21 protein-coding genes and 1 riboswitch are annotated in these 21289 nt (G+C 71.9%); of the genes, 9 read left to right on the top strand and 12 right to left on the bottom strand.

Features of this window, described 5'->3' with window-relative positions:
* The first annotated feature begins 3 nt into the window (after positions 1–3).
* The gene (locus AB0B33_RS10905) at positions 4–585 is read left to right on the top strand and encodes a hypothetical protein (RefSeq protein WP_247020740.1); all 582 of its coding nucleotides are present in this window, start codon (positions 4–6) and stop codon (positions 583–585) included.
* A gap of 12 nt (positions 586–597) precedes the next feature.
* On the opposite strand, the gene AB0B33_RS10900 is transcribed toward AB0B33_RS10905, so the two are convergent.
* On the bottom strand, positions 598–1167 hold the full coding sequence (locus AB0B33_RS10900) for a Uma2 family endonuclease (protein ID WP_360769562.1): 570 nt from the start codon (positions 1165–1167) through the stop codon (positions 598–600).
* 130 nt (positions 1168–1297) lie between these two features.
* Positions 1298–3139 (bottom strand): translation elongation factor 4, encoded by a 1842-nt coding sequence (lepA, locus tag AB0B33_RS10895; RefSeq protein ID WP_360769560.1) that lies wholly within the window; start codon positions 3137–3139, stop codon positions 1298–1300.
* A 115-nt stretch (positions 3140–3254) separates the two neighbouring features.
* Between lepA and AB0B33_RS10890 the strand changes: the two genes are divergently transcribed.
* Positions 3255–3875 (top strand): class I SAM-dependent methyltransferase, encoded by a 621-nt coding sequence (locus AB0B33_RS10890; RefSeq protein WP_360769557.1) that lies wholly within the window; start codon positions 3255–3257, stop codon positions 3873–3875.
* On the opposite strand, the gene AB0B33_RS10885 is transcribed toward AB0B33_RS10890, so the two are convergent.
* Together AB0B33_RS10885 and AB0B33_RS10880 are read right to left on the bottom strand one after the other, a co-directional pair.
* Complete coding sequence (locus AB0B33_RS10885; protein WP_360769554.1) at positions 3872–4246, bottom strand: VOC family protein; 375 nt, start codon at positions 4244–4246, stop codon at positions 3872–3874. The genes AB0B33_RS10890 and AB0B33_RS10885 overlap by 4 nt on opposite strands.
* 23 nt (positions 4247–4269) lie before the next feature.
* The gene (locus tag AB0B33_RS10880; RefSeq protein ID WP_360769551.1) at positions 4270–5133 is read right to left on the bottom strand and encodes a DMT family transporter; all 864 of its coding nucleotides are present in this window, start codon (positions 5131–5133) and stop codon (positions 4270–4272) included.
* 343 nt (positions 5134–5476) lie between these two features.
* Here AB0B33_RS10880 and rpsT point away from each other — a divergent pair, with 343 nt between their 5' ends.
* Positions 5477–5737: a 30S ribosomal protein S20 gene (gene rpsT, locus AB0B33_RS10875; protein WP_247020727.1), complete on the top strand. Its 261-nt coding sequence runs from the start codon at positions 5477–5479 to the stop codon at positions 5735–5737.
* A gap of 57 nt (positions 5738–5794) precedes the next feature.
* On the opposite strand, the gene holA is transcribed toward rpsT, so the two are convergent.
* Complete coding sequence (gene holA / locus AB0B33_RS10870; protein ID WP_247020725.1) at positions 5795–6775, bottom strand: DNA polymerase III subunit delta; 981 nt, start codon at positions 6773–6775, stop codon at positions 5795–5797.
* 148 nt (positions 6776–6923) lie between these two features.
* Positions 6924–7057, top strand: a riboswitch (SAM riboswitch).
* 12 nt (positions 7058–7069) lie between these two features.
* Here holA and thrC point away from each other — a divergent pair.
* The gene (thrC, locus tag AB0B33_RS10865) at positions 7070–8335 is read left to right on the top strand and encodes a threonine synthase (RefSeq protein WP_360769547.1); all 1266 of its coding nucleotides are present in this window, start codon (positions 7070–7072) and stop codon (positions 8333–8335) included.
* 42 nt (positions 8336–8377) lie between these two features.
* On the opposite strand, the gene AB0B33_RS10860 is transcribed toward thrC, so the two are convergent.
* From AB0B33_RS10860 to nadD, 7 genes are all read right to left on the bottom strand, one after another.
* Positions 8378–10756 carry a ComEC/Rec2 family competence protein gene (locus AB0B33_RS10860; protein ID WP_360769545.1) on the bottom strand — a complete coding sequence of 793 codons (2379 nt, stop codon included), beginning with the start codon at positions 10754–10756 and terminating at the stop codon, positions 8378–8380.
* Positions 10753–11466: a ComEA family DNA-binding protein gene (locus AB0B33_RS10855; protein ID WP_360769542.1), complete on the bottom strand. Its 714-nt coding sequence runs from the start codon at positions 11464–11466 to the stop codon at positions 10753–10755. The genes AB0B33_RS10860 and AB0B33_RS10855 overlap by 4 nt, the downstream gene beginning before the upstream one ends.
* A 147-nt stretch (positions 11467–11613) precedes the next feature.
* Positions 11614–12471: a DegV family protein gene (locus AB0B33_RS10850; protein WP_360769539.1), complete on the bottom strand. Its 858-nt coding sequence runs from the start codon at positions 12469–12471 to the stop codon at positions 11614–11616.
* A gap of 4 nt (positions 12472–12475) precedes the next feature.
* Positions 12476–13204, bottom strand: a complete 729-nt coding sequence (gene octT, locus AB0B33_RS10845; protein WP_247020715.1) for a diglucosylglycerate octanoyltransferase — start codon at positions 13202–13204, stop codon at positions 12476–12478.
* 3 nt (positions 13205–13207) lie between these two features.
* Positions 13208–13822: a histidine phosphatase family protein gene (locus AB0B33_RS10840; protein WP_360769537.1), complete on the bottom strand. Its 615-nt coding sequence runs from the start codon at positions 13820–13822 to the stop codon at positions 13208–13210.
* Positions 13819–14214 carry a ribosome silencing factor gene (gene rsfS, locus AB0B33_RS10835; protein WP_247020711.1) on the bottom strand — a complete coding sequence of 132 codons (396 nt, stop codon included), beginning with the start codon at positions 14212–14214 and terminating at the stop codon, positions 13819–13821. The genes AB0B33_RS10840 and rsfS overlap by 4 nt, the downstream gene beginning before the upstream one ends.
* A gap of 59 nt (positions 14215–14273) precedes the next feature.
* Positions 14274–14843 (bottom strand): nicotinate-nucleotide adenylyltransferase, encoded by a 570-nt coding sequence (gene nadD / locus AB0B33_RS10830; protein ID WP_360770354.1) that lies wholly within the window; start codon positions 14841–14843, stop codon positions 14274–14276.
* A gap of 197 nt (positions 14844–15040) precedes the next feature.
* Between nadD and AB0B33_RS10825 the strand changes: the two genes are divergently transcribed.
* The 5 genes from AB0B33_RS10825 (at position 15041) to AB0B33_RS10805 (ending at position 21007) form a co-directional block, all read left to right on the top strand.
* Positions 15041–17152: a RecQ family ATP-dependent DNA helicase gene (locus AB0B33_RS10825; RefSeq protein ID WP_360769533.1), complete on the top strand. Its 2112-nt coding sequence runs from the start codon at positions 15041–15043 to the stop codon at positions 17150–17152.
* 97 nt (positions 17153–17249) lie between these two features.
* Entirely contained in the window at positions 17250–18533 is a 1284-nt protein-coding gene (locus AB0B33_RS10820; RefSeq protein WP_360769531.1) for an MFS transporter, read from the top strand.
* 70 nt (positions 18534–18603) lie between these two features.
* Positions 18604–20325, top strand: a complete 1722-nt coding sequence (argS, locus tag AB0B33_RS10815; protein WP_360769528.1) for an arginine--tRNA ligase — start codon at positions 18604–18606, stop codon at positions 20323–20325.
* Between the two features lie 11 nt (positions 20326–20336).
* Positions 20337–20726: a PPOX class F420-dependent oxidoreductase gene (locus AB0B33_RS10810; RefSeq protein WP_360769525.1), complete on the top strand. Its 390-nt coding sequence runs from the start codon at positions 20337–20339 to the stop codon at positions 20724–20726.
* The gene (locus AB0B33_RS10805) at positions 20723–21007 is read left to right on the top strand and encodes an antibiotic biosynthesis monooxygenase family protein (RefSeq protein ID WP_360769522.1); all 285 of its coding nucleotides are present in this window, start codon (positions 20723–20725) and stop codon (positions 21005–21007) included. The genes AB0B33_RS10810 and AB0B33_RS10805 overlap by 4 nt, the downstream gene beginning before the upstream one ends.
* Positions 21008–21289: the final 282 nt, after the last annotated feature.

Below are 21289 nucleotides of genomic sequence, written 5' to 3'. Positions count from 1 at the left end.
TCGTTGTCCGAGTCACCGCCTCGCGTCACCACGCCGGTCAAGGTCCTGCTCGGCGTGCTCTTCGTCGCCGACGCCGGGTTCGGCGTGGTGCTCGCCCTCGGGCTGGTTCGCGGTCAGTCACCGTGGCTGATCGGCGGTGCCTACGCGGCGACCGTGCTCCTCGCCGTGCTGGTCTACCGCGCGTCCCGCGCCCGCGAGCTCAAACGCGGCTTCGCGGGCCTGCAGGACCTCACCGTCGGCGACGAAGGCCTCCGCCTGCCCGCGGGCACCCTCAGCACCCGCGTGATCCCGTGGACGCAGATCGCCGACATCACGCCGCGCCGCTCAGCCCGCTTCGGCGACGGCTTCGTCCGCGACGCCCTGTGGGTCGACCTGGTCACCGGCGGTGGTGTCGAGAGCTCGGTGCAGCGCTACGCGCCCCGCGGCCGGCTCGCTCCGGCGCCGCCGGGCCGGCGGCAGTTCGAGCAGACGGCGATCCTCGACCCGGCCCTGTTCGACGCCGTCGTCGAGCGCCTCCGCAAGGAACTGCGGCACCGGCAGCTGCACGCCCAGCTGCGCGGCTCACCCCGCATCCGCCACCACTGACCGGCCCGGCCGCTAACCGCGGCGGCCCAGCAGCTCCCGCGGCACGATCCGCACCGGGAAGGGCAGCTCGACCTCCAGGACCTCGTCGCCCGCCGCCTTGTCCACCTGCTGGTAGTGGCCCTCCTCGTCCAGCTCGAACACCGTCAGCGCGGGGTCGGCCGGGTCGATCACCCAGTAGCTGCCCGTGCCGAGCCGCTCGTAGACCGCCTTCTTGAGGTTCAGGTCGTAGATCGCCGTGCTCGGCGACAGCACTTCGACGGCGAGCACGGGCGGCGCCGGGAGGTCCTTCTCGGTGAAGTCCTCCGCGCGGCCGACCAGGACGTCCGGCTGCAGTTCGATCCGGTCGCCGTGGTGCACCGCGAACGGCGCGCCGAGCACGTCGAACTCGGCCGGGCACGCCGCTTCCAGCACGCCGTAGAGGCGGTAGGCGATCTTCTGGTGCCGCAGCCCGGGCGCCGGGGTCACGAGCAGCGCCCCGTCGATGAGCTCGTATCTTCGGCCGTCATCCGGCATCCCCTCCAGGTCGCGCACCGTCATGGGGCCCGACCCGGTCGGATACTGGAAGTCCATCATGAGAGTCATCGTGCCCTCCTTTCGCTCTTCGCACCAGAGCACCAGAGAGCACCGACAGAAACCGCATCGAACACGGGTTCGGCGCCGTTATTCACGCGTAAGAGTGAACAACGGCGCCGGTGTCACTTCGAGGTGACACTCACTTCTTGCTCTTACCCGAGTCCTCAGTGGACAGTGCGGCGACGAAGGCTTCCTGCGGGACCTCGACGCGGCCGACGGTCTTCATCCGCTTCTTGCCCTCCTTCTGCTTTTCCAGCAGCTTCCGCTTCCGCGAGATGTCACCGCCGTAGCACTTGGCGAGAACGTCCTTGCGGATCGCGCGGATCGTTTCGCGCGCGATGATCCGCGCGCCGATGGCGGCCTGGATGGGCACTTCGAAGTTCTGCCGCGGGATCAGCTCGCGAAGCCGGTTCACCATGCGGTTGCCGTAGTTGTAGGCGTCGTCCTTGTGCACGATCGCGGAGAACGCGTCGACACCCTCGCCCTGCAGCAGGATGTCCACCTTGACGAGGTCCGCCGACTGCGTGCCGGCCTCTTCGTAGTCCAGCGACGCGTAGCCGCGCGTCCGCGACTTCAGCGTGTCGAAGAAGTCGAAGATGATTTCGCCCAGCGGCAGGTTGTAGCGCAGCTCGACCCGGTCCTCGGACAGGTAGTCCATGCCGAGCAGCTGACCGCGCTTGTTCTGGCACAGCTCCATGATCGTGCCGATGAACTCCGACGGCGCCAGGATGCTGACCTTGCTGACCGGCTCCAGCACCTTGTCGATCTTGTTGCCGGTCGGCCAGTCCGAGGGGTTGGTGACGTGGATTTCCTTGCCGTCGTCCAGTACGACGTCGTAGACCACGTTGGGCGCCGTCGAGATCAGGTCGAGGCCGAACTCGCGCTCGAGGCGGTCGCGCGTGATCTCCAGGTGCAGCAGGCCGAGGAAGCCGCAGCGGAAGCCGAAGCCCAGCGCCACCGACGTCTCCGGCTCGTAGTCGAGCGCGGCGTCGTTGAGCTGGAGCTTGTCCAGCGCCTCGCGCAGCTCCGGGTAGTCCGAGCCGTCCACCGGGTAAAGCCCGGAGTAGACCATCGGCTTCGGCTCGCGGTAGCCCGCCAGCGCCTCCTTGGCGCCGTGGCGCTCGGACGTCACGGTGTCGCCGACCTTCGACTGCCGGACGTCCTTCACACCGGTGATCAGGTAGCCGACCTCGCCGACGCCGAGTCCCTTGCTGGCCTTGGGCTCCGGCGAGATGATGCCGACTTCCAGGAGCTCGTGGGTGGCGCCGGTGGACATCATCTTGATGCGCTCGCGCGGGGTGATCTTGCCGTCGACCACCCGGATGTAGGTGACGACGCCGCGGTAGGTGTCGTAGACCGAGTCGAAGATCATCGCCCGCGCCGGCGCGTCCGCGTCGCCCTGCGGCGCCGGGACCGACTTCACCACCTCGTCGAGCAGCGCGCCGACGCCCATGCCGGTCTTGGCCGACACCCGCAGGACGTCGTCGGGCTCGCAGCCGATGATGTGGGCCAGCTCACCCGCGTACTTGTCGGGGTCGGCCGAGGGCAGGTCGATCTTGTTGAGCACCGGGATGATCTGGAGGTTGTTCTCCAGCGCGAGGTAGAGGTTGGCCAGCGTCTGGGCCTCGATCCCCTGCGCGGCGTCGACCAGCAGGACGGCGCCTTCGCACGCCTCCAAGGCCCGGGAGACCTCGTAGGTGAAGTCGACGTGGCCCGGGGTGTCGATCATGTGCAGCACGTGGTCCTGCCCGTCGACCTGCCAGGGCAGCCGGACGTTCTGCGCCTTGATCGTGATGCCGCGCTCGCGTTCGATGTCCATCCGGTCGAGGTACTGAGCGCGCATGGCCCGCTCTTCCACGACGCCGGTGAGCTGCAGCATGCGGTCGGCCAGGGTGGACTTGCCGTGGTCGATGTGCGCGATGATGCAGAAGTTCCGGATGAGCTCCGGCGGCGTGAAGGTGGTGTCGGCGAACGTCGTCACTCGAATGAGTCCTCGGAAAGTCGGGGATGGCCACCTCTATGGTCCCATGGCCCTCCGGGTGCGGGTGGGGGTCATCCCCGATGCGGGGTTTCGCGATCCGTGGTGCCCTCGAAGTATGAGCACTCCGCACCAGCCGGCACCCCCTCCCCAGCCGGAGACCAGCGGGTTTTCCCGCGTTCTCGACCGTGCGTTCGGTCACCCTTCCGGACCGCTCGGCCGCCTCGGCGGCTGGGTGATGGCGCGGGGCAACGCCGCGACCGAACACCGCGTCGTCGACCTCGCGAAGATCGAACCGGACGAAACCGCCTTGGTCATCGGCCCCGGCCCCGGCGTCGGCCTCGACGCGGCCGCGCGCCTGGCCGGCCGCACCATCGGCGTCGACCCCTCCCCCGAGATGCTCGCGCTGTGCCACGACCGCTGCGGCGACCGCGCCGAGCTGCGAGAGGGTTCGGCCGCGCGCACCGGCGAGCCCGGCGAGTCGGTGGACGTGGTCCTGACCGTGAACAACGTCATGCTCTGGGACGACCGCGCGGCGGGCTTCGCCGAGCTGTTCCGGGTCCTGCGGCCCGGCGGACGGCTGCTGCTGTCCGCGCACGAGAAGTGGCTGCCCGTGAGCAGGCACGTGCTGGCCGACGAGGCCACGGCGGCGGGCTTCGCCGACCTGCAGACGTGGACCTGGGAGCCGCCCGGTTTCGCCGCGCTCGCCGCCCAGCTGCGCGCCGTCAAGCCCGCCTAGCGGGTGTCCGTCCGGATCGGGTGGCCTTCGGGGACCTCGACCAGGACGATCCGCGTGCCGTCCGGGTCGGCGATCCAGGCCTCGTCCAGGCCCCAGGGCTCGCGCCGGGCGTCCCGGACCGGTTCCAGGCCCTTGGCCTTGAGGTCGGCGAGGGTGCCGGCCAGGTCGCGGACCTGCAGCCAGAGCACCAGATCGGGCGACGAGCCCGTCTCGCCCTCGCCGGAGACCTCCAGGGAGCCGTGCCCGAGGAAGAACACGGTGCCGCCGGGAAATTCGCGCTCGACGGCCAGGCCGAGGGTGTCGCGGTAGAACGCGGTGGTCGCGGCGGCGTCGCGCGGGCGGATGATCAGCCTGCTCTTCAGGACTTCCATCGCACCATCCCTACCGGACGGGCTCAGGCGGCCGCAATCGCGGCGATGCCGGACAGCACGAGCACCGAGCCGGCGAGCCGCCGCACGGCGTCGCGTTCGCCCAGCACCAGCCACGCGGCGAGGCCGCCGAGCACGATGCTCAGCTCGCGGGCGGGTGCGACCAGGCTGACCGGCGCCATCGTGAGGGCGAACAGGACGAGGATGTAGGCGACCGGCGAGAGCAGCCCGACCACGAACACCTCGCGGCGCTGCTCGCGCCAGATCCGCGTCACTTCGGCGCGGCCGGCCAGCGCACCGGGCACGAGCAGCACGCTCTGCAGGATCGAGCCGAGGCCGAAGTAGACGACCGGCGGCACGCCGAGACCGGTCACCGAGTGCGCGTCCCAGAGCGTGTACCCGGCGATGACGGCCCCGGTCAGCAGCCCGTAGCCGATCCCGGCCCGGCGGGCCCGCGGGTCACCGCCGCCACGGCCGGTGCTGATCACCAGTACCCCGGCGATGACCAGGAACGCACCGATGAGACCGAGCCACCCGGGGCGTTCACCCAGCACCAGGACGGCGGCCAGCACCGACAGCAGCGGTCCGGTGCCCCGGGCGACCGGGTAGACGACGGACAGGTCACCGACGCGGTAGCCGCGTTGCAGCACGATCCCGTAGGCGATGTGCAGCACCGAGGTGACGAACCCGGCGAGCAGCCAGCTCCACTGTGGACGGTCCGCTTCGACGACGAGCTGCACCACCGTGATCGGCAAGAGCACGACCGCGCCGACGGTGTAGTAGAGCCAGACGAACTGGGTGCCGCCGGAGGAGATCCGCTTGGCGGCGAGGTTCCACGCGGCGTGCACCACGGCGGCGACGAGGACGAGGGACAAGGCGGTGGCGTTCACGGGACCCCTCACGGGTTTTCGCGGGCGCGAAAACCGGGTCCTCCAGGCTTTTGCCCCGTCAGATGAACGACCGGCCGTCCGGGCCCGCCGATGGTGCCGCTCGGACCAGACCCGCCCGGCCCTGGTTGTGTGTGCGGCGTGCGGACCGGCGACGGAACCCTAGGCACTGACCGCCGTCCACCGTACCCCCGGTGATCAGGTGCCGCCGGAAGCCGCCGCGAGCTGGGCTGTTAAAGTGGACGCTCGTTGCCGTGCGGCATTCCGTCATGGAGGAAACCCGCTTTTCAGCGGGGCCGAACGAGCGCGGCGGCGGATCTCACCGAGTGAAAGCAGGAGTTGCCTCATGGCCAACATCAAGTCGCAGATCAAGCGCATCACCACGAACGAGAAGGCGCGTCAGCGCAACCAGGCGATCCGGTCCTCGGTGAAGACCGCGATCCGCAAGGTCCGCGAAGCGGCCGACGCCGGCGACAAGGCCAAGGCCACGGAGCTGCAGCGCGACGCCGCCCAGAAGCTGGACAAGGCCGTCTCGAAGGGCGTCATCCACGCCAACCAGGCCGCCAACAAGAAGTCGGCGCTGGCCAAGCGCGTCAACGCGCTCTGAGCTGGTTGATTTCTGGGAAGGCCCCGGCTCCGGCCGGGGCCTTCTCCGTGTCCGGGGTCAGCGGTCGCCCTTGGCCGCCGCGACCTCGAGGACAGCGCGCTCCAGCGCGTAGCCCGGGTCCGCCGCCACGCCCTTGACCTCGGCGTTCAGCCGTGCGACCACCCGCATGGCCGTGGCCAGGCCGTCCTGGTTCCACCCGCGGGACTGGCCCTGCGCCTTGCGGATCTTCCACGGCGGCATGCCCAGCTCACCCGCCAGCTGGTTCGGGTTGCCGCGCCCGGCCCCCGAGACGCGCGCGATCGTGCGGACCGCGTCGGCCAACGCGTCCGCCACCAGGACGTGCGGGACCCCCAGCTGCATCGCCCAGCGCAACGACTCCAGCGCCGCCGAGCGGTCGCCGCTGACGGCCTTCTCCGCGACCGCGAACCCGGTCACGTCGGCGCGGCCGCGGTGGTACCGGTGGACCGCGTCGGTGTCGATCGTCCCGCCCGTGTCGGCCACCAGCTGGTTGGCCGCCGAGGAGAGTTCGCGCAGGTCGGAGCCCACGGCGTCGATCAGCGCGGCGACCCCGGCCGGGTCGATCTTGCCGCCCGCCCGGCGCACCTCGTGCCGCACGAACTGCTCGCGCTCGGCCGGCTTCGTCAGCTTCGGGCACTCCGTGATCTCGGCCCCGGCCTTCTTCAGCGACGCCGGGAGCGTCTTGCCCGCCTTGCTGCGGCCGCCCCCGGTGTGGACGACGACGAGCACGACCCCCTCCGCCGGGTCCTTCAGGTAGGACGCCACGGCGTCGGCCAGCTCCTGCGAGATGTCCTGCGCCGATTCGAGGACGATCACGCGGCCCTCGCTGAACAGCGACGGGCTCACCAGTTCGGCCAGCTCGGGGGCTGTGAGATCGGACACCCGGACCCGGGTCAGCTCGGCCGTGGCGTCCATCGCGCGGGCGGCGGCCAGCGTCTCGCGGACGGCCCGCTCGATCAGCAGTTCTTCGTCACCCAGCACCAGGTGCAGCGGGGCCGGGGCGGTGGCTTGCGCGGTCACCCCCGAATCCTCTCACCCGCGCCGCGGTGCGCCCGCTCCGGTGATGTCGAGCGGACACCATGGCACGGCTCGAGCACCATGTCGTACGGTGTAGGCGAGGCAGCCCGCCCCGGGGAAACCCGGCGTGCGCGCACCGACAACTGAATACCGCTCATCCAGAGGGGCAGAGGGAACGGCCCGACGAAGCCCCGGCAACCGGCGTACAGCCCGTCATCCCGCGATCGCGGGGTAGCTGACGACCACGGTGCCAATTCCGGCCCGCTTCGGCGGGGCAGATGAGGAAGGAACCTCGCGATGACCGCAACCCTCGGCACGACCTCCACCACCAAGACCCCGGACCTCGGTCCCGCCGTCGAGCTGGTGTCGAAGGAAGAGGGCCACCGGCAGCCGCTCGCCCCCGAATTCGTCTCCGCCGAAGACTTCTCGCCGCTCGAGGTCGCCTACGACTTCGGCCGCGTCCGCCGCGAAGACATCGAGGCCGGCCCCAAGAACATCTGGCGCTACAAGAAACTCCTCCCGGTTCCGTCCAACGTCGAAGAGATCCCCAACACCGAGCCGGGCGCGACCCGCCTGGTCCGCGCCGACCGCCTCGCCAAGGAACTCGGCCTCAAGCGCCTGTGGGTCAAGGACGACACCGGCAACCCGACGCACTCGTTCAAGGACCGCGTCGTCGCCGTCGCGCTGGCCGCGGCCCGCGAGTTCGGCTTCGAGGTGCTCGCGTGTCCGTCGACCGGCAACCTGGCCAACGCGACGGCCGCCGCCGCGGCCCGCGCCGGCTGGCGGTCGGTCGTGCTGATCCCGAAGTCCCTCGAGCGCGCCAAGATCCTCACCACCGCCGTGTACGACGGCGACCTCGTCGCGGTCGACGGCAACTACGACGACGTCAACCGCCTCGCCACCGAGCTGGCCGGCGAGCACCCGAAGTGGGCGTTCGTGAACGTGAACGTCCGGCCGTACTACTCGGAAGGCTCGAAGACGCTGGCCTTCGAGGTCGCCGAGCAGCTCGGCTGGCGCATCCCCTCGCAGATCGTCGTGCCGATCGCCTCCGGTTCGCAGTTGACCAAGGTGGACAAGGGTTTCCGTGAGCTGGGCCAGCTCGGCCTCGTGGACGCCAGCCCGTACAAGGTGTTCGGCGCCCAGGCCACCGGCTGCTCGCCGGTGTCGGCCGCGTTCCGCGCCGGCCATGACGTCGTCCAGCCGGTGAAGCCGGACACCATCGCCCGCTCGCTGGCGATCGGCAACCCGGCCGACGGCCCCTACGTGCTCGACGTCGTCAACCGCACCGGTGGCGCGATCGAGGACGTCACCGACGAAGAGGTCGTCGAAGGCATCCGCCTGCTGGCCCGCACCGAAGGCATCTTCACCGAGACGGCCGGCGGCGTCACCGTCGCCACGGCGAAGAAGCTGATCGAGACGGGCAAGCTGGACCCGGACGCGGAGACCGTCCTGCTGATCACCGGCGACGGCCTCAAGACCCTCGACGCGATCGAGAACCACGTGGGCCCCAAGGCGATCGTGCCCCCGTCGGCCGCCGCCGTGAACAAGGCGCTCGGCTACTGACGTCCGCCGGCCCGGGGCGCGCCGCGAGGCGTGCCCCGGGTTTCAGCGGCGCGGCGGGCCACGAGGCTCGCCCCGGCGCGCGACCGCCGGCCCCGCCGTGTCCGTCACGACCGCCGTGTCGCCGTCGACGTCGGTCCGCGTGACGAGCGCGCCGAGCGCCGTCAATGTGTCCATTGTGGACTTGTTCGGGTGGCCGTAGGTGTTGCCGGCGCCGACGCTGACCAAGGCCACCCGCGGCGCCACCGCCGCGAGGAAAGACGGCAGCGAGTAACGCGAACCGTGGTGGGGGACTTTCAGCACCTCCGCTTTCAGGTCACCGATGTCGGCGAGCAGGTCGGCTTGCGCGGCCAGCTCGACGTCGCCGGTCAGCAGCACCCGGCCCGCCGCCGTTTCCGCCCGCAGCACGACCGAGCTGTTGTTGATGGTCGTTCCGTCCTGCCCCGCCGAGCGCGCCGGTACGTACCGCGGCCCCAAGACGTCGAGCGACAATCCCGGCCAGGCCAGCCGCTCCCCCGGGTTCAGCTCCACCAGCGGCACCGCCTGCCGGGCCGCTTCCGCAGCCACCTGCCGCCACGCCCACTCCGGCGCCCGCCCCGCCCCGACGGCGATCCCGCCGACCGCCCGGCCGTCGAAGACCGACGCCAGCCCGCCGATGTGGTCGGCGTGCAGGTGGCTCAGCACCAGCAGCGGGATCCGGTCGACGGCCAGCCGGTGCAGGCATTCGTCGACCGGCCCCGGTTCGGGCCCGGTGTCCACGACGACGGCCCGCCCGGTTTCGGCGGTCGCCAGCACCACCGCGTCGCCCTGGCCGACGTCGCACTCGACCACTGCCCAGTTCCGCGGCGGCCACGCCGGCGCCAGCACCCGGACCGGCACGAGCACGAGCAACGCGCCGGCGGCCAGCACCGCCATGAGCAACCGCACCCGCCGTCGCCGGGCGGCCAGCACCAGCACCGCGAGGACGGCGGCGGCGAGGAGCCCGCCCCACCAGCCTCCCGGCCAGGCGATGACCGCACCCGGCGCACGCGCGCCGTGCCGGGCCACCGTGATCAGCCACCGGGCTTCGGGATCGGCGAGGTGCACCAGGAACTCCCCGGCACCCGGCCACCACGGGCCGGTGACCGTCGCCAGCACGCCGAGCACCGTCGCCGGGGCCACCACCGGCGCGGCGAGGACGTTGGTCAGCACCGAGACCAGGCTCACTGAGCCCGCCATGCCCGCGAGCACCGGCGACGTCACCAGAAAGGCGGCCAGCGGGATCGCCAGTCCTTCGGCGACGCCCGGCGGAACCCCGCGGCGGACCAGCCCGCCGGCCCAGCGCGGCGCGAGCAGCACCAGCCCGGCGGTGGCGCACACCGACAGCGCGAACCCGAAGTCCGTGGCCATCGCCGGATCCACCACCACGAGCAGGCACACCGCGAACGCCAGCGCGGGCAACGCCGAACCCCGCCGGCCCAGCGCCAGCGCCAGCAACGCCACCGCCGCCATGACCCCGGCCCGCAGCACGCTCGGCTCCGGCCCGACCAGGACGAGGAACCCCGCCAGGCAGGCTCCGGCCGCCACCGCCGACAGCCGCGGCCCGAGCCGCAGCAACCGAAGCAGCAGCAGGACCGCACCACAGGCGACGGCGAGGTTTCCGCCGCTGACCGCGGTGAGGTGGGCGAGGCCGGCGGTGACGAACTCCTGCTCGACGCGCGGTGACAACGCGCTCGTGTCGCCCAGGACCAGCCCCGGCAGCAGCCCGGCGGGTTCGTCCGGCAGCGCCTGGCACAGGTCGTGGAGACCGGCCCGCAGACCGGCCGCCACCCGCTGCCACCACGGCGCCGGACCCGGCTCCCCCGGCGGGCCGCGTACCGAAAGCACCGCCACGGTCAGGTCCGAGCCGCGCGGCGGCATCAGCAGGCCGGGCACGGTCACTTCCTGGCCCGGGAGAAGCGAAGCCCATTGGGCGACCGGAGCCAGCAGCAGGACGCGTCCGGACGACGACACCGGCCGCCCGTCGACCGACGCCGTGCGCACGTCGGCCGCCAGCACCACCGACCGGGCACCGGCCTGGCGATCGGCGTAACCCGCGCCGCGCACGGGTTTCGGGCGTTCGGCGACGACGACCCGCAGCACCGCGGGCAGTCCTTGGGCCGCTTCGGCGCGCAGGGCGTCCTGCTGCGCGTCGCGGATCCGCCAGGCGACCGGCCCGGCGGCGACGAGCCCCAGGACCAGCAGCGCCGCCGCCGCACTGAGCGCGCGAGGACGGTCGCGGGCCCGCCAGAGCACGAGCCCGGCGAGCACCGCCGAGGCGAGCCCGGCGGCCACGGCCGTCCACCAGCCGAGGAGCAGACCGCCGAGCGCGGCCAGCCAGCACGCCAACGCCGCCGGCACCAGCCGCATGTCCTGCCGGGTGTCGGTCGCGGGGAAGGCGCTCATCCGACCGTCACCTTCTCCCGGAGCTTCTCGAATTTGCTTTCGCCGAGCCCGTCGACATCGCGCAGTTGCTCGATCTTGGTGAAGCCGCCGTGGTCGGTCCGCCACTGGACGATCCGCTTCGCCATCACCTCGCCGATGCCCGGCAACGTGTCCAGCTGGTCCGCAGTCGACGCGTTGAGGTCGACCTTCCCGCCCTCCGCCGGCGCACCGGGGACGGCGGCGGGTGCCGGGACGCCGACCGCGAGCTGCTCGCCGTCGGTCACCTTGCGGGCGAGGTTCAGCCCGGAGACGTCCGCGCCGGGATCGGCCCCGCCCACCGCGCGCAGCACGTCCGCGACGCGGGCGCCGGCGGGCACGGTGACCAGCCCCGGCGACCGGACGCGGCCGATCACGCTGACGACCAGGCCGGTCGGGGGCGCGGCCCGCGCCTCCGCCGCCGGTTTCGCACCGGGCAGCGCGGGCAGGGGCTCGGGTGCCGGACGGCCGCCGAAGAGCGTGACCGCGCCGAGGACGATCACCACGACCGCGGCGAAGACGCCGGCGAGCGCCCACCGGCGGCGGCCGGGACCGGCCGATCCGCCCGGCAGCCAGCGCCGGACCAGCCGGCCACCCGGCCCGACCGTGCTCGCATCGGGCGAGAGCTGGTCGGCCAGCCAGGAGAGCCGGTCGTTGACGGGGAGGCCCGGATCCCGGGCGGGCTGCTCGAACACACGATCGACGTTAGGGCGCGCGGGGAGGGGGCCGACAGGGGTGGTGGTGCTTCCTGTGGACAACCGGGGTGTTGTGGACGGATTCACCCGGCCCGGCCCGGGAACGGCCGTTTCCGTCGTACCCGGGTGGCATGCTGGCGGGTTCGGCTAGCTCCGGGACGGGACCGTGCGCTGGACGACCACGCCCAGCACCCCCGGCCCGGTGTGCGCGCCGATCACCGCGCCCAGCTCGGAGACCACGCAGCCCGCCGAGCGCGGGACGGCTTCCTCGAGCCGGTTCGCCAGTTCGACCGCCCGTTCCGGCGAGGCGAGGTGGTGGACGGCGAGCTCGACGTCGTCGCCGGCCGCGGCTTCGGCGGCGAGCTCGACCAGCCGCGCGATCGCCCGGTTCATGGTGCGGACCTTTTCCAGCGGCAGGATCCGGCCGTCGGCCATGTGCAGCACCGGTTTCACCGCGAGCGCCGTGCCGAGCAGCGCCGCCGCCGGACCGATCCGGCCGCCGCGGCGCAGGTGGTCGAGGGTTTCCACGACGAACAACGTCGACGAGCACGCGGCCGCCGTCATCGCGGCGGCCTCGACGGCGGCGGGTTCGGCGCCCGTGGCCGCGGCGCCGGCGGCGTGCAGCGCGGCGAACCCGAGCCCCATCGCCGTGGTCCGCGAATCGACCACGCGGACCCGGTCGGGCCCCACTTCCTGGGCCGCCAGCACCGCCGCTTCCCACGTGCCCGAGAGCTCGCGCGACAGGTGGACCGAGACGATCGAGTCCGCGCCCTCGGCGAACGCCGCGCGGTACACCGCGGCGAATTCGGTCGGGGTCGGCCGGGAAGTCGTGACGATCTTGCGCTGCTTCATCGCTTCGGCGACCGCCGCCGGGCCGGTCTCGACGCCGTCGAGCGAGACGACGCCGTCGACGAGGACGTGCAGCGGCACCACCCGGACCGCGTGCCGTTCGGCGAAGCCCTCCGGCAGGTGGGCGGTGGAATCCGTGACTACGGCGACCGACACGCCGTCAGCCTACGTGGCCGGGGGCCAGCACCGGCGCCATCAACACGGACATCGCGTCGCCCACCGAGGCGTGTCCCTGCCAGCCCCAGTGCATGCCGTCCGGGTTGCCCTCACCGCTCAGGACGTGCTCTCCGACAACGGCTTCGAGGTCGAGCAGCGGGACGTTCGCCCGCGCGCTCCACGCCGCCATCGCGGCCGCCGCGGCGGGACGCGCGGTGTGCACGCCGCCGTAGGCCGCCGCGCGGTGCACCGACGGCAGCATCCCGAAGACCGGCAGCTCGGGCCGCAGGGCGCGCAGCGCACCCACGGCGGTGTCGAGGTACTGGACGGTGAGTCTGGCCGGCAGCACCGTAGGCCGGCCGCGGAACGCGATCGAAAGCCGGGGCTGCGCGGCGAGGTAGGCCTTGCGCACGACCCGCCGGACGGGGTCGGGCCGCAGGTAGCGCAGCCCGGTGCGCAGGTAAGTGGGCAGCGGCGACGGCAGCGTGTCCATGCTGCCGACCGCGAACACGACGGCGTCGACGTGGTGCAGGTCGGCCCACACGCGCGGGTCGCCGGTCAGCGACCACCAGGCGTCGCGGGCGTTCCAGCCGATCCCGGCGACCAGGTCGGCGGTGCCGCCGAGCGCGGCGGCCGCGATGTTGGGCCACAGCCGCGGTTCGTCCGCGGCGCAGGGTCCTTCCGGACCGTGAAAGCTCAGCGAATCGCCGAACACCAGCAGGCGTGGCCCCATCGGCTAGCCGTGCATCCCCGCGTTGAAGGCGTGCAGCCGCCACTTGCCGTCGCGCAGGCCCAGCTCGACCCAGTGGCAGTTCGAGATCCCGCCCAGCGACGGCCAGATCGTGACCGGCAGGTTCAGCAACCGGGCGGTGAGCGCGATGATCAGCCCGCCGTGCGCGGCCAGCAGCACGGTGTCGCCGACGTCGGAGTTGGCCTGCTGCAGGTCGGCGACCACTTCACCGGCGCGGTCGGCGACGTCGACGCGGTTCTCGCCGCCCGGCGGGGCCCAGGTCGCGTCGGTGCGCCAGCGATCGCGTTCACCGGGGTAGACCGCGTCGACCTCCGCGCCGGTGAGCCCCTGCCACTCGCCGAGGTGCGTCTCGCGCAGGCGCTTGTCGATGCGCAGCGGGACGCCGATGGCGTCGGTGAGCACGGTGGCCGTGTCGGTGGCGCGGCGCAGGTCGGACGCGATGACGAGGTCGGGCGAGAACCGGGCCAACGCGGGCACCGCGAAGCGGGCCTGGTTCCAGCCGCGCGGGGTCAGCGCCGAATCCAGGTGACCCTGCATCCGCCCGGCGGCGTTGTAGTCCGTCTCGCCGTGGCGCCAGAGCACGAGCCGCCGCGGGCTCACGGGACGTCCGGGTCCTCGTCGGCGGGTGGCTCCTCGAGACCGGCCACCTCGATGCGCGGGCAGTCCTTCCACAGCCGCTCGAGGCCGTAGAACGTGCGCTCCTCGACGTGCTGGACGTGCACGACGACGTCGACGTAGTCGAGCAGGACCCAGCGGCCTTCGCGAGCGCCTTCGCGGCGGACCGGCTTGTGGCCGCTCTCCCGCAGTTTCTCTTCGACGTTGTCGACGATCGCGCCGACCAGCCGCTCGTTGGACGCGGAGGCGATGACGAAGGCGTCGGTGATGACGAGCTGCTCGGACACGTCCAGCACGACTACGTCGCTGGCCTTCTTGTCCGCCGCCGCGTGTGCGGCCGCTACGGCCAGCTCTCGTGCCTCGGACGTGGCTGTCACAGTGCTCCTTCACAGATCGGGTTCGCCCGAGAAGGGTACCCGCCGGGACCAGCGAGCCTTCAGTCGCTCTTCCGGTAAAGGTCCTTCTTGGTGATGTAGCGGACGACGCCGTCGGGCACGAGGTACCAGACCGGCTCCCCGCGTTCGACCCGGTCGCGGCAGCCGGTCGACGAGATCGCCATCGCGGTGACCTCGACGAGGCTCACCTTCCCGCTGGGCAGGTGGTGCGAGTTGAGCCGGTAGCCGGGCCGGGTGACGCCGATGAAGTGCGCGAAGTCGAACAGCTCGTCGGCCTTGTGCCAGGTCAGGATCTGCTCGAGCGCGTCCGCGCCGGTGATGAAGAAGAGCTCGTCGTCGGGGTATTCGGCGTGCAGGTCGCGGAGGGTGTCGACGGTGTAGGTCTGGCCGCTGCGGTCGATGTCGACGCGGCTGACCGAGAAGACCGGGTTCGACGCGGTCGCGATGACCGTCATCAGGTAGCGGTCCTCGGCCTTGGTCACCCGGCGGCTGGTCTTCTGCCACGGCTGGCCGGTGGGGACGAAGATCACTTCGTCGAGCCCGAACCGGGACTGGACCTCGCTGGCCGCGACGAGGTGGCCGTGGTGCACGGGGTCGAAGGTGCCGCCCATGACCCCGATCCGCCGTGGTGACATGACTCGGGAGCCTATACATCGCGCGCGCGGGACGCCGGGTGCTGTCCGCCACCCCCCTCGACCGGGCAGTGGATGTGATTCAGGTCACATAACCACCTGTATTCGTCGCGAACGGTCCGTTCGCGACGCCGCCGATTCCCGGTTCGTCGGTGCCATGGGGTAGACGTGGGGACGTGGACACCACCGGCACCACCTCAGCACTCCGCGACCGCGCCGAGACCCTCCTCCGGGCATTGGCCGGCGACTCGGCGAAGCTGCGCGAAGACCAATGGACGGCCATCGAGGCCCTCGTCGCGCACCGGCGCCGGGCGCTGGTCGTGCAGCGCACCGGGTGGGGCAAGTCGGCGGTCTACTTCCTGGCCACGGCGTTGCTGCGGGAACAGGGAAGCGGGCCGACGGTCATCGTCTCGCCGCTGCTCGCCCTGATGCGCAACCAGATCTCGGCGGCGGCGCGCGCCGGGATCCACGCGGCGACGATGAACTCCGCGAACGCCCAGGAGTGGGACCAGGTCCAGGCGGCGGTCGCGGCGGGCGAGGTGGACGTCCTGCTGGTCAGTCCCGAACGGCTGAACAACCCGGACTTCCGCGACAACGTGCTGCCGAAGCTGACCGCGAGCACCGGCCTGCTGGTGGTCGACGAGGCGCACTGCATTTCCGACTGGGGCCACGACTTCCGGCCGGACTACCGGCGCCTGCGCACCCTGCTGGGCGACCTGCCCGACGGCGTGCCGGTGCTGGCGACGACGGCGACCGCGAACGACCGCGTGGTCACCGACGTCGCCGAGCAGCTGGGCCTCGGCACCGGCGCGGACACGCTGGTGCTGCGCGGCAGCCTCGACCGGGAAAGCCTGCGGTTGTCGGTGTGCCGGCTGCCGACGTCGCAGGCACGGCTGGCGTGGCTCGCCGAGCACCTGGCCGAGCTGCCCGGGTCCGGGATCATCTACACGCTCACCGTCGCGGCGGCGCACGACGTCGCGTCGCTGCTGAAGGACCGCGGTTACCCGGTGGCGGCCTACACCGGCAAGACGGACCCGGCCGACCGGCAAGCGGCCGAGGACGACCTGCTCGGCAACCGCGTCAAGGCGCTCGTCGCGACTTCCGCGCTGGGCATGGGGTTCGACAAGCCGGACCTCGGGTTCGTCGTGCACCTCGGCGCACCGTCGTCGCCGATCGCCTACTACCAGCAGGTCGGCCGCGCCGGGCGTGGCGTCGAACGCGCCGAGGTCGTGCTGCTGCCCGGCGAGGAGGACAAGGCGATCTGGGCGTACTTCGGGTCGCTCGCCTTCCCCGACGAGCTGCGGGTGACGCAGGTGCTGAACACGCTCGCGTACGCCGACCGTCCACTCTCGACAGCGGCGCTCGAGCCTTCGGTCGAACTCTCCCGGTCGCGGCTGGAAATGGTGCTCAAGGTGCTGGACGTCGACGGCGCGGTCCGGCGCGTCAAGGGCGGCTGGACGAGCACGGGTGAGGACTGGCAGTACGACCGCGAGCGCTACAAGCGGGTCGCGGAGGCGCGCGACCGCGAGCAGAACGCGATGCTCGGCTACCTGGCGACCGACGGCTGCCGGATGGAATACCTGCGGCGCCAGCTCGACGACCCCGAGGCGGTGCCGTGCGGGCGGTGCGACAACTGCACCGGGAACCGCTGGGACACGACGGTGGCCGACGACGTCGCCGAAGCGACCCGGGAACGGTTGCAACGACCAGGCGTCGAGGTGGCGCCGCGGAAGCAGTGGCCCACCGGGATGTCCTCTTTGGACGTCCCGGTGTCCGGCCGGATCTCGGCCGACGACCAGGCCGAGCCGGGCCAGGTCCTCGGGCGGCTCACCGACGTCGGCTGGGGCAACCGGCTGCGGGAGCTCGTCGGCCCCGGAGCGCAGGACACCGAGGTGCCCGATTCGGTGTTCAAGGCCTGCGTCCAGGTGCTCGCCGGGTGGCAGTGGACGGAACGGCCGGTGGCGGTGGTCGCCGTCCCGTCGGAGACGCGGCCGCAGCTCGTGTACAGCCTCGCGACGCGGCTGGCCGAGATCGGCAAGCTGGACTTCCTCGGCGCGCTCGACGCGGAAGGGCCACCGCCGAGGCAGGCCAACAGCGCGCAGCGGCTGGCCGACCTGTGGCGGCGGATGAGCATGCCGGCCGACCTCGCCGCCACGCTGCCGGCCGGGCCGGTGCTGCTGGTGGACGACGTCATCGACACCGGCTGGACGATGACGCTGGCCGCGCGGCTGCTGCGGCGGGCCGGAGCACCCGCCGTGTTGCCGTTCGCGCTGGCGAGCACGGCCTGAGCGAGAGGAGAACCGAGAAACCGGGCAGTCAGGATCTTTCGCACCGCGAACGAATGTGGCAAAGTCCCGTTCCACCTTCGGGTGACGGGAGGCCGCCATGACCGAGTCCACCGTGCAGGTGCAGCGCCACCGGCTGCCGGTGCGCAAGCTGTTCGCGGCGAGCGCCGGGAACGCACTGGAGTGGTTCGACTGGACGATCTACGCGACGTTCAGCATCTACTTCGCCGGCGCGTTCTTCCCCTCCGGGAACGACACCCTGGCCCTGATCAACACCTTCGCCACCTACGCGCTGGCGTTCTTCTTCCGGCCGCTCGGCGGCGTCCTGCTCGGACGCTTCGCCGACACCCGGGGGCGGAAACCCGCCATGATCCTCACCATCCTGCTCATGGCGGGCGGCTCGGTGGCGATCGGTCTGCTGCCGACGTTCTCGCAGGTGGGCTGGCTCGCGCCGATCCTGCTGCTGCTCGCGCGCATCGCACAGGGCCTGTCGCTGGGCGGCGAGGTGTCCAACGCGTCGGCGTACTTGGGCGAGATCGCGCCGGCGGCACGCCGTGGCCGCTACTCGGCGTTCTTCTACATCTCGACCGGCTCGGCCGTGCTCGTCGCGACCGTCCTCGGGTTCGTGCTCGCGCGGACCTTGGACAAGGCGCAGCTGGCGTCGTGGGGCTGGCGGCTGCCGTTCCTGCTGGGCGGTGTCTTCGGCCTGGTCGGGTTGTGGCTGCGGCGCAGCCTCGCCGAAACCGAGCTGTTCGAGCAGACGAAGACCAAGGCCCGGAAGATCGAACGGCCGCTGCTGACGACGTTGACGCACCACCCGAAAGCCGTCGTCCGGCTCGTCGGCTTCACGATGCTCTCGACCCTTTGCTACTACACGTTCTTCAGCGCGCTCACGTCGTTCGCGGTGAAGACCCGGCACGCGAGCGCCGACGCCGTCTTCCTCGCCCTTTCGGTCGGCACGGCGTTGTTCATCGCGTTGCAGTACCCGCTCGGGGCGTTGTCGGACCGGTTCGGGCGAAAGCCGCAGCTGCTCGTGTGGTCCGGCGCGACCGCGATCGTCGTCGTCCCGCTGTCCGCGCTGATCGGCCCGGGCGTCGGCGGCCTGCTCGTGGTGTTCTGCGTCGGGCTCGGGCTGTACACCGCGATGACGTCGATCGCGCCGGCGATCATGAGCGAACTGTTCCCCACCGAGCTGCGCGCGCTGGGAATCGGCGCTTGGTACAACCTGACCGTCGCGGTCTTCGGGGGTACCGCTCCGCTGCTCATCACCCTGTTCGGCACGGTGTCGCAGACGCTCTACTTCTGGTACGTCGCCGCCGGCGCCGCGATCGCGTTCGCGGTGATCCTGACGCTGCCGGAGACGAAGGGCCGCGAGCTGGACTAAACCCTTCGTCGCCGGCCGGTCACGCTCGCTACGCTGCGGGCTTCCACGACCGAGCCGAAGGAGGGACACCGTGCAGACCGCCGACGTTACCGAGGAGCTGGCGCGCCGCGTGGTGGCCGCCGCCGGCCGGGCGCTGGACGTCGAACTGACGCCGGAGCAGGCGCTGATCCAGGCGTCGCCACGCGAAGGCGTCGACTACCAGGCGAACCTCGCGATGAGCCTCGGCAAGCGGCTCGGCCGCGCGCCACGTGAGGTCGCGGGGCTGATCGCCGGGGCGCTGGAGCTCGACGGCATCGCGGACGCACCCGAAATCGCCGGGCCCGGTTTCCTCAACTTCGCGCTGCGCAAGGAATGGCTCGAGACGCGCGTCGGCGCGGTGCTCGGCGATCCGCGGCTGGGTGTGCCGGAAACCGCGGCGCCGCGGCGGATCGCGCTCGACTACAGCAGCCCGAACGTGGCGAAGGAGATGCACGTCGGGCACCTGCGGACGTCGGTGATCGGCGACGCCCTCGCGCGCCTGCTGCGGTTCGCCGGCCACGAAGTGCTGCCGCACAACCACCTCGGCGACTGGGGTACGCCGTTCGGGATGCTCATCGAGCACCTGCTCGACGTCTCGGCCGGCCGGAGCGGCATCGCCGACCTCGATGCCTTCTACCGCGAAGCGCGCCGGAAGTTCGACGACGACGAGGCGTTCGCGACCCGGGCGCGCGAGCGGGTCGTGCAGCTGCAAAGCGGTGACGAAGCGACGCTCGCCGTCTGGCGGGAGCTGATCGCGGAGTCGACCCGGCATTTCGACGACGTTTACGCGCTGCTCGGGATTTCGCTGACGGACAACGACATCTACGGCGAGAGCTTCTACAACCCGTTCCTCGCCGCGGTGGTCGACGACCTCGAACGGGCCGGGCTGACCGAGATCAGCGACGGCGCCGTCTGCGTGTTCCCCGAAGGTTTCCCCAACCGCGAAGGCGACCGGCTGCCGCTGATCGTCCGCAAGCGCGACGGCGGTTACGGGTACGCGGCCACGGACCTGGCGACCGTCCGGTACTGGACGGCCGACCGCGGGGCGACCGATCTGCTCTACGTCGTCGGGGCGCCGCAGGCCCAGCACTTCGCGATGGTGTTCGCCGTCTGCCGCGCGGCGGGCTGGCTGACCGGGCACGCCGAGCACATCGGGTTCGGCACGGTGCTCGGCGCGGACGGCAAGACGATGCGGACCCGGGCCGGCGACACCGTCAAGCTGGCCGACCTGCTCACCGAAGCCGTGACGCAGGCCGCCGCGGTCGTCGCCGAACGCAGCGAGCTCGACGCGGCGGGCCAGGCCGGGGTCGCCCGGGCGGTGGGCATCGGCGCGGTCAAGTACGCCGACCTGTCCGGCGACCGCGAGCGCGACTACGTCTTCGCCTGGGACCGGATGCTCGCCAAGGAGGGCAACACCTCGGTGTACCTGCAGTACGCGCACGCGCGGACGCGGTCGATCCTCCGAAAGGCGGGCGAGCAGCCCGAGGGCACGGAAATCACGCTGGAGGCGCCGGCGGAACGCGCGTTGGTGGTGAAGCTGCTTCGGTTCGGCGAAGCGCTGAAGGCCGCGACGAACGGCTACGCGCCGCACAAGCTGTGCACGTACCTGTACGAGACGGCCGTCGTGTTCTCCCGGTTCTTCGAGGAATGTCCGGTCCTGAAAGCGTCTTCACCGTCGCTGCGCGCGTCTCGGCTGAGGTTGACTACGCTGACGTCGCACACGCTCGCGCTCGGGCTCTCCTTGCTCGGCATCGAAGCGCCCGAACGGCTTTAGCGGAGACCACCTTGGAACTGCCCGCCGACCTCCTCGCGTTGCTGCGCGAACCCAGCCTCTGTTTCCTGGCGACGTCGATGCCGGACGGCTCGCCGCAGCTCACCCAGACCTGGGTGGACACCGACGGGACGCACATCCTGATCAACACGGTGCTGGGGCACCAGAAGCAGCGCAACATCGAGCGCGACCCGCGGGTAGCGCTCAACGTGGCCGACCGCGACCGGCCGTCGCGGTACTACGCGATCCGCGGACGGGTCGTCGACATGACCGAGGAAGGCGCCGTCGAGCACATCGACGAGCTCTCGCAGCGCTACCTAGGCGGCCCGTACCCGTGGTGGGGCGGCCGGGACCAGACCCGGTTGCTGCTGACCATCAAGGCGGATCGGATCAACCCGACGTGATCATCATCGCCGGCTGGCTCGAGGTCGCGCCCGAAGCGCGGGACGCCTACCTGAGGGACTGCGCCGAAGCCGTGCGGCTGGCGCGGGAAGCGCCCGGCTGCCTCGAGTACGCGCTGGGCGCGGACCTGCTCGACGCCGGGCGGATCACCGTGTACGAGCGCTGGGAGTCCGATGCGGACCTCGAGCGCTTCCGCGGGTCCGGGCCGTCGGACGAGCAGTCGGCCCAGATCCTCGACGCCTCGGTGGCCCGCTACCGCATTTCGGCGGTCGAGGCCCCTTGATCGGCTAGCGGTGGGGCTGGTTCACCGGCTCGGCAGGTTTGGTCGGCGGCCAGGCAAACTCGCTCGGCGGCCCGGCGGCCCGGCGGCCCGGCGGCCCGGCGGCCCGGCGGCCCGGTGGCCCGGCGGCCCGGCGGCTCGGTGGGCAGGTGGCTCGGTGGCCCGGCGGCCCGGTGGCCCGGCGGCTCGGTGGGCAGGTGGCTCGGTGGCCCGGCGGCCCGGCGGCCCGGCGGCTCGGTGGGCAGGTGGCTCGGTGGCCCGAGCGCCAAATCCCTGGCCGACGCC

Source organism: Amycolatopsis sp. NPDC049159 (assembly GCF_040648295.1).
Taxonomy (GTDB): domain Bacteria; phylum Actinomycetota; class Actinomycetes; order Mycobacteriales; family Pseudonocardiaceae; genus Amycolatopsis; species Amycolatopsis pretoriensis_A.
The sequence above is the reverse complement of the archived record's forward strand: the minus strand, read 5'-3'. Positions and strand labels throughout refer to the sequence as shown.

What these genes read in the sequence shown, in the direction of transcription:
- AB0B33_RS10900 (WP_360769562.1), bottom strand. Translation starts at nt 1,167, where the DNA reads ATGACTCTCATGATGGACTTCCAGTATCCGACCGGGTCGGGCCCCATG.
- octT (WP_247020715.1), bottom strand. Translation starts at nt 13,204, where the DNA reads ATGGGGCCACGCCTGCTGGTGTTCGGCGATTCGCTGAGCTTTCACGGT.
- nadD (WP_360770354.1), bottom strand. Translation starts at nt 14,843, where the DNA reads ATGGGCGGCACCTTCGACCCCGTGCACCACGGCCACCTCGTCGCGGCC.
- rpsT (WP_247020727.1), top strand. Translation starts at nt 5,477, where the DNA reads ATGGCCAACATCAAGTCGCAGATCAAGCGCATCACCACGAACGAGAAG.
- AB0B33_RS10890 (WP_360769557.1), top strand. Translation starts at nt 3,255, where the DNA reads ATGAGCACTCCGCACCAGCCGGCACCCCCTCCCCAGCCGGAGACCAGC.
- AB0B33_RS10885 (WP_360769554.1), bottom strand. Translation starts at nt 4,246, where the DNA reads ATGGAAGTCCTGAAGAGCAGGCTGATCATCCGCCCGCGCGACGCCGCC.
- AB0B33_RS10820 (WP_360769531.1), top strand. Translation starts at nt 17,250, where the DNA reads ATGACCGAGTCCACCGTGCAGGTGCAGCGCCACCGGCTGCCGGTGCGC.
- thrC (WP_360769547.1), top strand. Translation starts at nt 7,070, where the DNA reads ATGACCGCAACCCTCGGCACGACCTCCACCACCAAGACCCCGGACCTC.
- AB0B33_RS10860 (WP_360769545.1), bottom strand. Translation starts at nt 10,756, where the DNA reads ATGAGCGCCTTCCCCGCGACCGACACCCGGCAGGACATGCGGCTGGTG.